Raw genomic sequence first — 15,451 nt, 5'->3', positions numbered from 1 at the left:
CGGGTCGTGAATTGGTTATGCAGCAAGGCTTTATCCAAGCTTTGCTGGAATTGGAACAATGGTCGGGGCCCCAGAACGTCCGCAAAGGCCGGGCCTTGGTGAAGCGCCTCGTCGATTTTGCTTACGACATCATCGCCCCGTTTCCGCTGGCTTTCCCGGCTTACGCCCTCCCGACTGCGCCCGACCGCCCGCTACGCCGGGCCGTGCTGGACCGCCGGTACGCCGTGCCCTACGAAGTGCGCAACACGGAACTGGTTTTCGTGTACGCCTACTCACCTTACCAGCAGCCAGAATCGCTGGAGCTACCGGGCCCCGAGCCAGCGCGTTGAATAACCTTTGCGTGGACACGAACTCGGAAAACGCGGCCACGCAGCGGCTGCTCCCCAAGCTGGGTTAATCTGGTATAGCGAAGGCTGACAATTCTAGTAACTCGTTCTCGATTTGTTTTTTCCAGGCTTTCTGTTTGTCAAGAAACAAGCCGTATTTGGTTTCGTCGGCGTACTGAATTTGCCGCTGGTTAGCAGATTCATAGGTAGCCCTGAACAAGTCGTTGACATCTGGTTTTCCCATGAGGATGATGCGTTTGGCATTGGCCCGCAACTGTTGCCGAAGCCGCCGAGCCGCCACTTCGTTGATGTCCCACAGCATTTGCATGTAGCGAATCTGACACGCTGTGCCCAGACGGTCTGTCGAGTCGAGGTAAGAGCCAGTGCGTTGAAACAGGTTTTGTACCGTGCGGTTGGCGCTTTTGCCAAACAGGTCCGCAATGCCCCTGTTGATTTCAATCCCTAGGTTGCCCACACCTTGGTTTAAATTATTCTGCGGGCGTACCCTTAACTGGAAGTCGCTGGCCTGCAAGCGCCGGGTGGCGCTCCATTGCAAATAACCGGGCGGCAGGGGCTTTTGCGATTGGGCAGAACCGCGAATCCCTAGGAACATAAATAGGAAAAGCAATGAATAGCGAACCATCGTATAAATAGTTAATTATCAGACCTGGCAACGTTAATCATTTATTTTCATACGGCCACTTGCCCTGTTGCTTGCTCCACAGCAGGAAGGCCCCCGTGCCCAAGGCCATCATGCCCACGGCGGCCAACTGGAAGTAGAGCTTGAACGCCACGCCGCCCAGGCTAACCTTAACCGGGGCGATGCCGGCGAATACGGCCAGCCACACGATGACGGCCAGGACGACAGGCAGCGGGTAAAGCGGCATTTTGAACGGCAGGGCCCCGGTGCCGCGCCGGCGGCGCAGCAGCACCAGCCCCACGGCCTGCCCCACAAATTGCACCAGAATACGCATGGCCAGGATGGCCGAAATGACCTCGCCCAGCCGAAACAGCAGGCTGAACACGAAGCCCACGCCGCCCAGCAGCAGCAGCGACACGTAGGGGAAGTGCTTGGTGGGGTGCAGCTTGGCGAAGACGGGCAGGAACTCGCCGTCGGCCGCCGCCGCGTAGGGGATGCGCGAGTAGCCCAGCAGCACCGCAAACAGCGAGGCAAACGCCACCAGCAGCACCATGCCCGTGGCCACGGTGGCGGCCGCGGGCCCGTACAGCCGCTCCATGAACACGCTGATGATGAACTGCGACTTGTCGCTGGTGCCCGCCTGCCAGCCCTGCACTTCCTCCCAGCCGATGACCGTGCCCACGCTCCAGTTCAGCAAGAGGTACAGGGCCGCGATGCCCAGGATGCTCAGGAAAATGCTGCGCGGAATGACCTTCTCGGGGCCCTTGATTTCGGCGCCGAGGTGGCACACGTTGTAGTAGCCCAGGTAGGAATAGATGGTTTTGACGGCCGCCTGGCCCATGGCCGCCGAAATGAGCAGGCCCGGCAGGGCCCCCACGCCGCCCGCGGGCAGGATGGCCACCGGGTGGTTGGCGTGCGTGAGGCCCCCGAAAATCAGCCAGCCCATCAGGCTCAGCACGCCCACCCACAGGGCCACGCCCAGCTTGCCGATGTCCTCGATGCGGCGGTAGAGCAGCGCGATGAGCAGCAGCACCACCGTGCCGGCCACCAGCTTAGGCTGCCACCATTCGGTCATCGGCACGAGGTAGCCGAAGTATTGGGCAAAGCCGATGGCCCCCGAGGCCAGCACCAGCGGCGACTGAATGAGTGTTTGCCACACGTAGAGGAACGACATGTAGCGGCCCCACTTCTGCTCGCCGTAGGCCAGCTTGAGGAAGCGGTAGCTGCCGCCCGCCGCGGGGTAGGCCGCGCCCAGCTCGCTCCAAATCAGGCCATCGACCGAGGCCAGGGCCGCGCCCACCAGCCAGGCCAGCAAGAAGTTGGGCCCCATGAAGCCCATCACCAGCGGCAGCGTCACGAAGGGCCCGATGCCCACCATGTCAATCATGTTGAGGGCAGTGGCTTGCACAAGGCCCAGGCGGCGCTGCAGAGTTGGTTGCGACATATGCCGCGAAAGTAGCGCCTCGGCCCTTGGCGGGGCGGTTGGCGGGCGGGGGCGGAACGCGCGGCCCGCCCCGGGCGCAAAAGATTTTTGGGCCCCGGGCCGGCAGCATTGAGGCCCCGCAACCCGCCAAGCTTGGTGCGCAGCCCAGCTCAGCACCCTCCCTTTCTGAACAATAATTACTTGGTAATTAATACACTATCTTTAGGGGACCCGCGCCGCTTTGGCTGCCTGTGGGCCGGCTTTCCTGGTTAAGGAAGCGGGCTTCCACTCTTTCCCATACCCTGGTTTTATGGATTGCGCCCCGTTGCGCCGGCCCCGTGGGCCGGGCGGTGGAGACGCACTGCCTGGCCCACGGGGGTGCAGTTCGTTCCATTCCGTTCGCACCGACGCCATGCCTACTGCTGCGGCCGCCCCGGCCACTCCCCCCGCCCTGTTTCCCGCCGAGGCGCTGCCGGCCCTGCTGGCCGTCTCGCTCACCGGCATCGTCGTATTCCGGCCCGTGGGGGGCCCCAGCGACCCGGCCGCCCTCGCCGACCTGGCCTACGTGTACCTCAACCCGGCCGCCCAGCGGCTGCTGCAACTGCCCGAGTGCCCTGCCGAGTCGTTCCTTACCCTGTACCCGCACACCCGCGAAACCGGCATCCTGGCCTTCTACCTCGACACGTTCCGGGCGGGCACTCCCGGCCGCTACGACGTGAACTACCAGCACGACGGCCTCGACAACTTCTTCCACCTGGCCGCCCAGCGCAGCGGCGAGCTGCTGGTGGTGAGCTTCGCCGACAACGCCGACCACCGGCCCGATGCCGTGGCCGCAACTTTGCGGGCCAGCCAAGCCCGCGAACAGGCCGCCCGCGCCGAGGCCGAAACCCGGCGGGCCCACCTGCACGAGGTACTGCTGCAGCTGCCCACCCAGGTGACCATTCACCGCGGGCCGGCCCACGTGTTCGAGTTAGTAAGCCCGCGCTACCAGCAGCTGTTTCCCGACCGGCGCATCCAGGGGCGACCCCTGCGGGAGGCCCTGCCCGAGCTGGCCGGGCAGCAGTACTTCGAGCTGTTCGATGAGGTGTAACAGACCGGCCGCCCGTTTTACGCCGCCGGGATGGAGGCCCGGCTCGATGTTGACGGCACGGGCGCGCTGGAGCTGCGTTACTTCGACGTGTTTTATCAGGCCCTGCGCGACGGGCAGGGCCGCATCGACGGGGTGCTAAACTTCGCCTACGACGTGACCCCGCAGGTGACGGCCCGGCAACTGGCTGAGCGCGACCACGCCCAGGTGCTGCGGCTCAACGAAGAGCTGCGCCGACTGAACGAGGAACTGGAAAGCCGCGTGGCCGACCGCACCAGCGCCCTGGCCGTGCACGTACAGGATGCCCGCCGGGCCCGGGCGGCGGCCGAGCAGCAGCAGCGCCTGTACGAGCTGTTCGAGCAGGCCCCCGTTTCCATTGCCATCTTGCGGGGGCCGCGCTACGTGTTCGAGCTGGCCAACCCGCTAACCGGCCTGCTGCTGGGCCGCCCCGTGGGGGAGTTGCTGGGCAAGGGCCTGTTCGAGGCCGCGCCCGAAACGGCGGGCCTGGGCTTCGAGCCGCTGCTCGCTGAGGTGATGCGAACCGGCGTTCCCTATGTGGCCTACGAAAGCCCTTCCCAGATTCAGCGCGAAGGCCGGTTGGAAACCATGTACTGGAGTTTCGTGTACCAGCCGCTGCGCGACCCCGACGGCCGGATTACGGGCCTCATGGCGGTGGCCACCGATGCCACGGCCCAGGTGCTGGCCCGCCAGCGGGCCGAGGTGCTGCAAGCCGAGCTCCTGGCCCTGCGCGAGAAACAGCTGCGGGCGCGGGAAGCCTCCTACCAGGTATTCGAGCACACCCCCCGTGATTGCCTTGCTGCGGGGGCCCCAGCACCGCATTGAATTCTACAACGCCGCCTTCCAGCGGCTGTTTCCCAGCCGGGAGCTGCACGGCCGCCCACTGGGGGAGGTGGCACCGGAGACGGCCAGCCAGGGCTTCGTGGGCCTGCTGGACGGCGTGTACCACACGGGCGTGACGTACTTCGGCACGGAGGCGCCGTTATTGATGGAGCAGCCCAGCGGCCAGCCGCCCAAAATTCATTACTTTAACTTTACCTACCAGCGCTTCGAGGAGGACGGCCAACCCGCTGGCGTCTCCGTGTTTGCCTACGACGTGGCCGAGCAAGTGCTGGCCCGCCGGGAGCGCGAAACCCAGCGGCAGCGGCAGCAGGAGTTGTTTGAGCAGGCCCCCGTGGCGATGGGCGTGTTCACTGGTCCCGATTACGTGGTGGAGGTGTGCAATCCGGGCCTGCAAGCCATCTGGGGGCGCCCGGCGGCCCAGGTGTTGGGCCGGCCTTTGTTCGAGGCACTGTCCGAAGTCCGCGACCAGGGCTTTCGGGAGTTGCTGGACGCAGTGCGGGCCACCGGCAAACCCTACATCGCCCACGAGATGCCCGGCCGGGTGCTGCGCCACGGCGAGCTTGCCACGGTGTACCTCAATTTTGTGTACCACCCGCTGCGCGATGCCCACGGCACCATTACGGCCGTAGCCGCCGTGGCCACCGACGTGAGCGAGCAGGTGGCCGCCCGCCAGTCGCTGGCCGAGGCCAACACCGGCCTCACTGCCGCCAATGTCCAGCTCATCCGCACCAACGTGGACCTCGACACGTTCATTTACACCGCTTCGCACGACCTCAAGCAGCCCATCGCCAACATCGAAGGCCTATTGAACGTGCTCCGCGAGGAGCTACCCAACCTGGGCCCCGGCCTGGTGCCCACCCTGCTCGACATGATGCAGCGGTCCGTGGAGCGCTTCCAGCTTACCATCGGCCAACTCACCCCGGCCGTTGGCGCTACTGTACATGCCCCCGCTTAATGACCATGAAAAAGCTCTCTTCCGTGCTCCTGGTTGACGACAACGACACGACGAATTTCCTCAACGAGCCCCTGCTCACCAAGCTCGGCGTGGCCGAGGCCGTGCTGGTAGCCCGCAACGGCGAGGAGGCCCTGCGCATGCTGGCCACGGCCTGCGATACGCCCGCCACCTGCCCCGAGCTGGTGCTGCTCGACCTTAACATGCCCATGATGTCGGGCATCGATTTTTTAGAAGCGTTTCAGCCGCCGCCGCCCGCCCCGCCGATTTGTGTGATTGTGCTCACCACTACCACGCACAGCCGCGACCTAGCCCGCCTCGCCAGCCTACCCCACGCCGGCCTGCTGCACAAGCCCCTGACCCGCACCAAGGTTGATGCCCTGCTGCGGGAGCATTTCAAGCGGCACCTGCCCGAGCCGGGGGCATGGGGCTGGGAGCATGAGGCCGGGCCGGCCGTACCTTAGGGCCCTATGTCGGCTTCTAATTCTTCCAAACTAGCCCTCTACGGGGGCATTGCCACCAACGTGGCCATCGCGCTGAGCAAGTTCGTGGCGGCGTATTTCACCGGCTCGTCGGCCATGCTTTCCGAGGGCATCCACTCGCTGGTGGACACCGGCAACGGCGGGCTGCTGCTGTATGGCACGGCCCAGAGCCAGTTGCCGCCCAGCCCCGAGTACCCGTTTGGCCGCAGCAAGGAGCTGTACTTCTGGTCGTTGATTGTGGCCATGCTGGTGTTTTCCATCGGCGGTGGCATGTCGTTCTACGAAGGCATCAAGCACATCCTCCACCCCGAGCCGATGGAGGACGCCAAGTGGAACTACATCGTGCTGGGCTTTTCGGTGGTGTTCGAGGGCCTCGCGGCGTACTTGTCCATCAAGGCGTTCATGGAAACCCACACCGACGGCCTGTTCAAGGCCCTGCGCACGAGCAAAGACCCTTCGGCGTTTGCCCAGGTGCTCGAAAACTCGGCCGCGCTGGTGGGCCTGGTGTTTGCCGGGCTGGGCGTGTTTTTCGGGCATTTGCTGAACAACCCCTACCTCGACGGGGCCGCCTCCATCGCCATCGGGCTGCTGCTGATGGGCGTGGCCGTGTTCCTGGTGTACCGCACCAAAGGCCTGCTGGTGGGCCAGGGCGTGGACGCCGACACGCTGGCCAGCCTCGAAGCCATTGCCCGCCGCCAGCCCCACGTCGAAACCATCCGCTCGCCCCTGACCATGTACCTGGGCCCCACCGACGTGGTGCTGGCCTTCGACGTGGACTTTGCGGACGCCCTGACGGCCGACGAGGTGGAGCAGTCAATTGACAATTTGCAGAACGACATCCGGGCCGAGCACCCCGAAATGAAGCGCATTTTCGTGGAAGCCACTTCCCTCAAAGCCCGCGCGTAGCGTGGGGCCCGGGGCCAGCAACCCGGCTTCCTTCTCACTCGTCTGGGTGACTCAGAGGCTATCCGAGTAGGGACTGTTGTGCTGACGCAGGAAGCACCCTGTCAAGGTAGAACAGGTCGTTCAGCGGTGATAAGATGCTTCGCAAGCTCAGCATGACAGGTCCTATTTGGATAGCCTTTTAGGGCTTATTTGGTAAGACTTCAGCTGGGGCCCCGGAGCCCGGTTTTGAACCCCGGCGGCGGTTTCGAGGTACAAGGAGGCCACCCCTGCCCCGTTCTCGGCGGCCGGGGGCGGCCGTTTTATTGCACCTATCCCCTTTCGCGATGGATTTTACTACGCTTGGCGCCAGCCCTTTTCAGTCTTTTTGGTGGGGCGGCTTCGAATGCACCGACCAGCTAAACGCCTTCGGCAACCGCGTCGATTTCCTGCCCCTCACCGGCCACCTGCCCCTGCTTGACGAAGATTACGCCGCTCTGGCGCCGTTCAACATCGGCACCGTGCGCGAGGGCATCCGCTGGGCCCACATCGAAAAAACACCCTACCAGTACGATTTTAGCACGGTGCAAACCATGCTCGACGCCGGGCAGCGCCACGGCATCCAGCAGGTGTGGGACCTGTGCCACTTTGGCTACCCCGACGACCTGACCCCACTGCACCCCATGTTTGCGCGCCGGTTTGCGGCCTTGTGCCGGGCATTTGTGGATTTTTACCGCCGCCAGCGGCCCACGGGCACGCTCATCGTCACGCCCATCAACGAGGTGAGCTTCATTTCGTGGCTCGGCGGCGACGCCCGCGGCACTTCGCCCTACTGCCACGGCAACGGCTGGCAGGTGAAGTACGAGCTGATGCGCGCCTACATTGAGGGGGCCAACGCCCTGCGCGAGGCCGACCCCGGCATCCGCATCCTCACCACCGAGCCGCTCATTGCCATTGCGCCGCGGTTTGGGGCCTCGGCCCGCGAAATCCGGGAGGCCCGCGAGGCACACAACAACCAGTTCCAGGCCACCGACATCCTCTGCGGGCGCCTGTGCCCCGAGCTGGGCGGCCACCCCGCGCTGCTCGACATTGTGGGCTTCAACTACTACTACGACAACCAGTGGCAGCTGAACCCGCACTGGATAATGGGCTGGAACGACGCCGCGCCCGACCCGCGCCTGCGCCCCCTGCGCCAGTTGCTGCGCGAGGCCTACCGCCGCTACGAGCGTCCCTTTGCCATCACCGAAACCAGCCACCCGGGCATCGACCGCCCCGTGTGGCTCCGCATGATTGGCCAGGAGTGCGCCGCCGTGCTTGCCGAGGGCCTGCCGCTGTGGGGTACCTGCCTCTACCCCGTGGTAGACCGCCCCGACTGGGACCACCTCGACCAGTGGCACCGCTCGGGCCTGTGGGACGCCGACCTCGGCCGCCCCGGCCCGGCCCGCGTGCTGCACCAGCCCAGCGCCGAGGCCCTGCTCGACGCCCAGGCCGTGGTGGCTGCCGCGCGGCCCCGCCGGGCCCCGGCGCTGGTTTTGTAGCTCCGCCGGGGCCCCGGGCAATGCGCTCCGTAGAATTTCGTTTCTTGCGGTAAATCTGCCCGTTGCCCATGCCGACCGCGCCCGCCACCGCCCACCTCTACTCGCCCATCGGCCTGCTGGCCCTCACCGGCTCCGATGCGGGCCTGCACGCCGTGCGCTTCCTGGAGGGCCCCGATGCGGCCGTGCCCACCGCCCCGGCCGACGTGGCCGAGTGCCTGCGCCCAGCCCACGCGCAGCTCGCCGCCTACTTCGCGGGCGAGTTGCGCGATTTTGATCTGACCTGCGCGCCCCTCATCGGCACTGATTTCCAGCGGCAGGTGTGGGGGGCCCTGGCCGGCATCGGCCACGGCCGCACCGCCTCGTACCTCGACGTGGCCAAGCTGCTGGGCAACCCCGGGGCCGTGCGCGCCGTGGGCGCGGCCAACGGCCAAAACCCGATTTCCATCATCTGCCCCTGCCACCGCGTCATCGGGGCCAACGGCAGCCTCACCGGCTACGCGGGCGGCCTGGTGCGCAAGCGCTGGCTCTTGGCCTTCGAGCGCCCCGCGCAGGGCGGGCTGTTTGGGTGATTGTAGTGTTGGGTGGCCGAGCTTATAACGTTTATTAAACGTTGGTTTAAGAAACGTGACAAGCTCAACTGCAACAAGAGCGGAGAGAGGCAATTACCCATCTAGCGTACATTCATCCATGAGCCAACGACTAAAGGCGCTGCTGTTGTTTATGCTCCTGCCCACCTGGGCATTTGCTCATGGGGAAGAGGTATTGACGACTGTTTTCCTCTTCGCGGGGTCCCTGCTGCTCTTCCTCGTAGTGGTGCTGGTCATTCCGTTGCCCTATGCCGAAAAAGCGGTGTTGACTGCTGTCTACCTAACAACTATTGGTTTAGCAACTTATCTAACTAGCGGATGGCCTTATTTCATGAACATGACTTTGATAAACATGCTGATAGGGCTAGCACCAATACTTACCACGGTATCTGCTTACCTCTTGATGTGGGTCAGACGAAAGCAGCGGGAGGGTAAACAAACAGGATTTTAGGGGTAATGAGGAAAAGCTTCTTTCCTCTCTTGTTCCTTGGAAAAGCCACTTAACATAACGCATCTTGTAGGACACTTCCCGGAATCAGTGCGGGTTTGGAGCAGGCTTCGTGAATCGGCTGGGATAGTATTTTTCCGATGGCCTCATTCCGATGCAACCAATGGACAGTCGCTTAGGCTCTTCCCGAGTGCGTGCGTAGCACCGGGGTTACGCTTATCCGTTCGGCCATGAAGCACCTGCTTTTGTTTTTACTCCCTGCCGCGTTACTGACCGCCCCGGCGCTCGCCCAGCACACCGAATTCTCGGGCCGGGCGGCCCTGGGCTTGTCTTGCTTCGCAGGAGCTGGGACCACGGCCGACGCCACGGTGCAGGGCGCTTTTCTCGATGCGGGGACCACGGGCTACACCACCAGCCCGTATGGTCGGCTGCTGGGCGCGGGTTTTGGGGCCGGCTTGCGGGCCCAGCACGTGGGCCGACGCGGGCGGCTGGCCGCCCTGGAAATCGGCTATGACCAATCGTACAGCCGCGCCCAGGTGCGCCTCTATGACTTTACCCCGGCGAATTATGTGGGTCCTTTTCCGCTGACTGAAGCCGCCACCGGCACCTCGCGGCTGCGCATGCAGGCCGTGCCGGTATTTGCTGGGCTGGGCCAACGCTTCGGAGGGGAAGGGGCCCTACAGTTCGACGCGATGGTTGGGCCGGAATGGGCCTTTCTGCTGGCGGCGCACGAAGCGGGCCAGGGCACCCACGGCGGTGGCATTAATCCCGTAGGTACCGCATGGCAAAGCGCTGCGTCGCATCCGCTGGCGGAGCGGCACGATTGGCGGCTGCGCGCCGACCTTACGGCCTGGTATCACCGCCTGGGGCTGACGGCCAACTATGCCCTCGGGCTGACCAACCTGCGGGACGCGCTGGCCGACGTTCCTGCCTACTACATTGCCGGTCCCGTCCACTCGCGCACCTTACGTTTAGGGGCGGTTTACCGACTTCCATAGCGCCGACTAAAAGGGCTTAGTCAGGGGTTATCTCACCGTCATTTAGGAACACGCGCTTGGCAATCATCCATGATGCAAGCCTTTCGGCACCTTAGAGTGTTTTAATGTAGTAAATTCATTTTCTTTCTGTATATTAGGTGTTTACAACCGGTAATTGTTGGCAAGACGCTTCGTGGATTGGTGGGCGCTAGCCCTGATTTTACTCTTTTATCATCCTCATTTTATGAAAGCACATCAAGTCCTCACACTTGCTGGCATTAGTATGCTGGCCATGAGCAGCAGTTGCGAAAAAGAAGGGGATGCTTCTCCTGCCGCCGATGGAACTACCGGAATCCTATTGGGAGCGGAAACCACGGTGGATAATCAGTTTCAAAACCCACGTGCTCGTTGGACCGTCAACATTGCCCCGTTGTCGTTTCCTGGATGGGGCGGGCAGTCGTATCAACAGGCTAAGGTGTTCAACCTGCCCGATACCACGACTTATAAAGCCGGTTGTACCATTACGTTTCACTACCGCCTTGTGCCACAAACACAAGAAACGCCTTGGCGAACGCGCGGTGCTTGGATGAGTTTGGCTGCTGCGCGCACGGGGACCGATGCACTACCTGAGATCATTCTATCTGATATCAAGATTATTCAGTCTCGATGACCGAACCGTTTCCATGTTTCCTTCTCTCCACATTCATTTCCTAGTACCATGCGCAACATCTACCATGTGTTTGCTCATTCCCAGCACCTTATTTGGAGCACCGGATTGTTGGCAGGGCTTCTAATATACGCGCCAGCTGCTCAGGCGCAAGGGCCGTATACCAATCACCGGCTGCCCATCGCCAATCCCAATAATAAGCCGCCTTCGTTTGGTCAGCAGCCCTCGGCCCTACCAGCGATAAAGCAGGCCCCAGCCTCGGGAACAGTCACTACCAATTCTTTGACTACGGGGCAAGGTGACGATGTCCAACTGTTTCCGTCGGGCAATCCACAAGCCGAAGTGCATATTTCTATTGACAAAAGCAGCCCCTGCAATCTCATCGCTAGCGCTAATAATAATCCATATATGCAAGGGTATTATTATAGTCACGATGGCGGCCAAACTTGGCAAGGCAACGACAACTTGCCCAATAGTGGCCAAAGCGCTGGCGACCCTTCGACGGCTTACGACGCCGCAGGCAACGCTTACTTGGCCACCATGACGCGTGTCCAAGACGGATTTTTTGTACAGTCCTCCACCGATAAGGGAAACACGTGGACTAACCAAGTACGTGGCAGCAGTTCACCCGCAAGCTATTTCGATAAGGAAATGATTGCAGCGGATAACACCCCGAGCAGTCCCTATGCCAACAGCCTCTACACGGCTTGGAATGAGGATTATTCAGGAACGATTCAATTCAATCGGTCAACCAACCGGGGCCAGTCGTTTTCAACGCCCTTAGTGCTGGCAACTACGAATGGTAACGCATTGGGAGCCAACGTACAAACTGGCCCCAACGGTGAAGTATATGTGTGTTGGGCTAATTATCCTCCTACAACTCCCGGCAATCCCGTCCCAGCCAATAGTATTGGGTTTGTTCGCTCTACCAACGGCGGGGCCAGCTTCACGCCCTCTGCGATAGCGTTTAACATTGCTGGAATGGCGGTACATGAAAATCAACCGGACCCGGTTTTTGGCGGCAGTCGGGTCAATGACCTGCCTGCAATGGCCGTGGACAAAGGTTCGACCCACCGAGGCCGCATTTATATTGTGCATAACGCGAAGGAAAATGGCACAGGTAAATCCGTGGTCTTGGTTCGCTACTCTGATAACCAAGGCGCTTCATGGTCTACTCCAGTGACGGCTAGCATTCCGACCGGACGGCAAAACTGGATGCCGTGGATTGCCGTGGATGATAGCAATGGGGACGTTAGCGTAGTCTACTACAGCTTTGATACTTCTTCAGGCTACGCCACGAATACTTATGTAGCCTACTCACGGGACGGAGGTGCCTCATTTAATAATTTGAAAGTAAGTGATGTGTCGCATACGACGGCTCCCATTGAAAGTAGCCCTAGTAAATTTGCCGCTGGCTATGCAGGCGACTACATCGGCATCACAGCCTACGGCAGCAAAGTCTATCCAACGTGGATGGACAATCGTTCCGGCACTTGGCAATTATACACATCGCCGGTTAGCTACGATTTTATCACGGGCCCCGACCAGTTGTGTTCTTCGTCCTCAAACGTGCCATTCCGGGCCCCAACGGCTAGTGCCAATTGGAACTGGCAAGCCACACCCGCCAACCTCTTTACCACAAGCACAGCCTCGGGCAGCCAAATTGTAACTTCCGCTGCGGCTGGAGCTCAAGGCACGGGCACCATAACGGCCACACTACCAGGTGCCTGCGCACCTATCTTGACTAAAACTGTCCAAGTGGGCGCTTATCCTATCACAGGCACGTATTACGAGAACGGGTATAATACCCTAAGCTCGTTTAACTACGTCACGACGGGCACGGTAACGATGTACGTGCAGGCGGGAACGGGTAACACTTATTCCTTCGCTACTCAATTCCCTACGACGACGGTATACCAGAATACGCCTGGTAGCAACACGGCGTATTTCTACGTTGGCCCAGGCAACGGCAACAATAACCGAGTGCAAATCAACGTAACCGCTTCCGGTTCCGGTGTCTGCGGGACTAGCACGACTTCTTCTTTTCAATTCTACGTGCCACAAACGCAGGCGATTGCTGCCTCGCCCAACCCGGCGACTTCTGAGCTGGCAATACAGACGGTGCAGCCGACGGACGCCCCCCAGTTCAGCACCCCCATTCCTCCACCTCCGGGCCAGAGTAAACCTCTACCAGTTGATGCCAATTTTACAGTTCAACTCTATAACAGCTACGGCCAATTAGTCAAAACGGGCAAAAGTCAACAGGGTAAGTTAAAGCTTAATGTCCTAGACTTGCCCAACGGCTTGTACACTCTTAGAAGTGGCGAAGGCAAAGAAGTTATCTCGGAGCACATCCAGATTGCTCATTGATTAGTAATTGAATGCAATACCTAGAAAATCTTAGTCTAACCTTTAGATTAGGATTTTCTAGGTATTTGCTATTTAAGATACCCGTATACCCGTCAGCAATACTTTCTAACTGATTTTGATTCACTTAGGCACGTAGCGACCGTTCCCAATACATAAAATGTGGCTACCGCTTTGTTTCAGTAGGGGGTGCCGGCACATATGCCGGGAAAAAGTATTGGGTCGTCTTCCGCGCTTCCTTGTTGGTACCCATCTCTTTACGGAACTTCTGAATCTGCCCTTGGTAGTAGTCCCGCTCGGCTCCCACGGCCTGCGCAACGCCTAAAAGATGGTCGTATTTCGCCTGTGGCACCTGCGAAAACAAGCCCATCAGCGCCTGCGTCAGCAACACGAGCACCAAGGGCACCACGGCTACTAAGCCGGCGGCTTTCCAATTGGTAAAGCCGACTACCTCCCCCTCAATGGACACCTGGCGCGGAAAGCCGGTCTGAATCGCTTGTAGCTGCTGCACCTGGGTGGCGGTTTCCTTCGCCCCCTGGGCCAACGTGGCCTGCATGGTGGCCGTGGCCTCGCTCATAATGCGCGCCGTTTCCGTGTTAGTGGGCATATATGGCACAATCAGCTTGGCCGCTGCCTCCCCGTTGAGGGTAATGCGGTAGCCCTTTTGGGCCTGGCTCAGCAGCTGCTCGCCCTGGGCTTTGACTTGCTCCAGTAGCTGGTGTAGCTCGGCGGCGGTGGCCGGTTTGCCGCGCTTGAGGAGGGTATCAATCCCGTCGCGCATTTGGGCTACGGTCACGAATAGGTCGGCAGGGTCAATCGGCTGCATCACAAAAGGGAAAAAATAGAAACTACAGGGATAGGCCCCCGCTCTGCTCGCGGTCGGGGGTTTGCTGCCTGGTGGGGGCTTGCGTCGTCTGACGGGCCGTTTCCTGGGCTTTTTGGGCCGCTTCCTGGGCCTGCTGGGCAAAGAGCTGGCGCAGGGCCTCGGCGGAATAACTCTGCACGGCCTGGCCCACTACCTGGGCTACCTCGGGCAGCTGCGCCTGGTGCTGGTCGAACGTCTTTTGCAGGTTGCCGGCGCTGAACGCCTTGCCCACCTCGCTGCCCTTCATCTGGTACCCGTCCTTCTCGGGGTTGCGTTAGTAGTTGGACAAAGAATTACGCTAAGCAGATAAATTATTGATTAACAGTGCTTTTTAAATAGCATTCAACTGCCTGATTCTGCTGTTTGCCTTGGTCAAGTGGATTGCCCGCCGTTTACATCGCCTCTCGTTGAAGGTCAAGCAGGGAGCCCGAAAAGCAGGGATTTCCGGTACCAACTACTCCCCGCCTCTGTTGAGCGGTGGTCTCGGTAAAACCTGGTACCGAAACCCATAGCGGCAATCCAAGTACCCGCTAGGCCCTTTTTTATAGATTTCTGGTACTCTCAACCACGTTCACTAACCAGTTGAGTAACGGGTAAAGCGACCAGCCATTCAAGGCTACTCTTGGCAGATTGCTTCACGCAAGCTGGGCTTTCCGAGGCTCAAGTCGAAGTCCGTTTTCCTGGTGTGTCGCCTTCCCGTAATTCTTTGTCCAACTACTAACGCAACCCCAACTATGGGTATGCCAAATTGGTAGGTGGGCAATTCGGACTCGCTCCTGCGGAGGCAGCTTTGCCAGCTACTCAGCTTGGGCTATTCAAACTCTCGTGGTATTTGTTTGACCAAGAACCCTTTCGGTCGTTTGTTGGCGTGTCTCAGGTTATTGCCGGCTTGTTACTGCTCTGGAATCGAACGGCTCTGCTAGGGGCATTGCTGTTGTTGCCTATTGCGGCGAATGTGCTTGTCATTGATATTACTTACATCAAAATGACAGGTTTTTATTGGCGGCTATCCTACTATATCGGGCTTATTTTCTTGATTCTCTGGCATTATCGAGACCGGATGCGAACCGTCTGGCGAGCGTTGACACAAGGCGTGACTACCCGGTTCGCCTATCCTTGGTGGGCCTACTTACTCTTACCGTTAGCTGCCATCGGGGCGGAATTGCTGGGAGCTATGCCTTCCGTACTGGTGCAGTTTCTCTCTCATCCTGTACAAACATGGCAGGGCCTCACCCATTTAGTAGCTGAAGTGTATCAACACTTTTCGCACTAGATACGAATGTTATATTATTGATTTTAAATTATTTACATACTGCAAACGACCGTTTACAGAACGTAAAGAAACAAGC

Annotated in this window: 17 protein-coding genes; 13 read left to right on the top strand and 4 right to left on the bottom strand. The window is 60.3% G+C overall.

Annotated elements, in window-relative coordinates; all coding sequences use genetic code 11:
- The first annotated feature begins 17 nt into the window (after positions 1–17).
- Positions 18–329, top strand: coding sequence for a hypothetical protein (locus AXW84_RS00820; RefSeq protein WP_068227385.1), 312 nt, complete (start codon positions 18–20; stop codon positions 327–329).
- 64 nt (positions 330–393) lie between these two features.
- Here the strand turns inward: AXW84_RS00820 and AXW84_RS00815 are convergent, their stop codons facing one another.
- Together AXW84_RS00815 and AXW84_RS00810 are read right to left on the bottom strand one after the other, a co-directional pair.
- The gene (locus AXW84_RS00815) at positions 394–939 is read right to left on the bottom strand and encodes a hypothetical protein (RefSeq protein WP_157886733.1); all 546 of its coding nucleotides are present in this window, start codon (positions 937–939) and stop codon (positions 394–396) included.
- Positions 940–1,006: 67 nt separating this feature from the next.
- Positions 1,007–2,410, bottom strand: coding sequence for an APC family permease (locus AXW84_RS00810; RefSeq protein ID WP_068227380.1), 1,404 nt, complete (start codon positions 2,408–2,410; stop codon positions 1,007–1,009).
- 391 nt (positions 2,411–2,801) lie between these two features.
- Between AXW84_RS00810 and AXW84_RS00805 the strand changes: the two genes are divergently transcribed.
- From AXW84_RS00805 to AXW84_RS24285, 11 genes are all read left to right on the top strand, one after another.
- Positions 2,802–3,479 carry a hypothetical protein gene (locus AXW84_RS00805; protein ID WP_068227378.1) on the top strand — a complete coding sequence of 226 codons (678 nt, stop codon included), beginning with the start codon at positions 2,802–2,804 and terminating at the stop codon, positions 3,477–3,479.
- A gap of 30 nt (positions 3,480–3,509) precedes the next feature.
- Positions 3,510–4,319, top strand: a complete 810-nt coding sequence (locus AXW84_RS00800; protein WP_068227375.1) for a PAS domain-containing protein — start codon at positions 3,510–3,512, stop codon at positions 4,317–4,319.
- Positions 4,282–5,292 (top strand): PAS domain-containing protein, encoded by a 1,011-nt coding sequence (locus tag AXW84_RS00795; protein ID WP_068227373.1) that lies wholly within the window; start codon positions 4,282–4,284, stop codon positions 5,290–5,292. Before AXW84_RS00800 ends, AXW84_RS00795 begins: the two co-directional genes overlap by 38 nt.
- Before the next feature lie 5 nt (positions 5,293–5,297).
- Positions 5,298–5,753, top strand: a complete 456-nt coding sequence (locus AXW84_RS00790) for a response regulator (RefSeq protein ID WP_082774077.1) — start codon at positions 5,298–5,300, stop codon at positions 5,751–5,753.
- 6 nt (positions 5,754–5,759) lie between these two features.
- On the top strand, positions 5,760–6,677 hold the full coding sequence (locus AXW84_RS00785) for a cation diffusion facilitator family transporter (RefSeq protein ID WP_068227369.1): 918 nt from the start codon (positions 5,760–5,762) through the stop codon (positions 6,675–6,677).
- A 323-nt stretch (positions 6,678–7,000) separates the two neighbouring features.
- Positions 7,001–8,191, top strand: a complete 1,191-nt coding sequence (locus tag AXW84_RS00780) for an amine oxidase (RefSeq protein WP_068227367.1) — start codon at positions 7,001–7,003, stop codon at positions 8,189–8,191.
- Between the two features lie 68 nt (positions 8,192–8,259).
- A complete protein-coding gene (locus AXW84_RS00775; protein WP_068227365.1) occupies positions 8,260–8,760 on the top strand; it encodes a methylated-DNA--[protein]-cysteine S-methyltransferase in 501 nt (166 codons plus the stop codon).
- A gap of 118 nt (positions 8,761–8,878) precedes the next feature.
- Positions 8,879–9,229: a hypothetical protein gene (locus AXW84_RS00770; RefSeq protein WP_068227362.1), complete on the top strand. Its 351-nt coding sequence runs from the start codon at positions 8,879–8,881 to the stop codon at positions 9,227–9,229.
- Positions 9,230–9,456: 227 nt separating this feature from the next.
- The gene (locus tag AXW84_RS00765) at positions 9,457–10,224 is read left to right on the top strand and encodes a hypothetical protein (protein WP_068227361.1); all 768 of its coding nucleotides are present in this window, start codon (positions 9,457–9,459) and stop codon (positions 10,222–10,224) included.
- A gap of 223 nt (positions 10,225–10,447) precedes the next feature.
- The gene (locus AXW84_RS24290) at positions 10,448–10,873 is read left to right on the top strand and encodes a hypothetical protein (protein ID WP_157886732.1); all 426 of its coding nucleotides are present in this window, start codon (positions 10,448–10,450) and stop codon (positions 10,871–10,873) included.
- A gap of 48 nt (positions 10,874–10,921) precedes the next feature.
- Positions 10,922–13,240, top strand: a complete 2,319-nt coding sequence (locus tag AXW84_RS24285) for a T9SS type A sorting domain-containing protein (protein ID WP_157886731.1) — start codon at positions 10,922–10,924, stop codon at positions 13,238–13,240.
- A 163-nt stretch (positions 13,241–13,403) separates the two neighbouring features.
- On the opposite strand, the gene AXW84_RS00760 is transcribed toward AXW84_RS24285, so the two are convergent.
- On the bottom strand, positions 13,404–14,063 hold the full coding sequence (locus AXW84_RS00760) for a hypothetical protein (protein ID WP_068227359.1): 660 nt from the start codon (positions 14,061–14,063) through the stop codon (positions 13,404–13,406).
- A 22-nt stretch (positions 14,064–14,085) separates the two neighbouring features.
- Positions 14,086–14,349 (bottom strand): hypothetical protein, encoded by a 264-nt coding sequence (locus AXW84_RS00755; RefSeq protein WP_068227358.1) that lies wholly within the window; start codon positions 14,347–14,349, stop codon positions 14,086–14,088.
- A gap of 585 nt (positions 14,350–14,934) precedes the next feature.
- On the opposite strand from AXW84_RS00755, the gene AXW84_RS00750 reads away from it, so the two are divergent.
- Positions 14,935–15,375: a hypothetical protein gene (locus AXW84_RS00750; RefSeq protein WP_068227356.1), complete on the top strand. Its 441-nt coding sequence runs from the start codon at positions 14,935–14,937 to the stop codon at positions 15,373–15,375.
- The last annotated feature ends 76 nt before the right edge of the window (positions 15,376–15,451 follow it).

The sequence above is a fragment of the Hymenobacter sp. PAMC 26628 genome, assembly GCF_001562275.1.
GTDB lineage: Bacteria > Bacteroidota > Bacteroidia > Cytophagales > Hymenobacteraceae > Hymenobacter.
The sequence above is the reverse complement of the archived record's forward strand: the minus strand, read 5'-3'. Positions and strand labels throughout refer to the sequence as shown.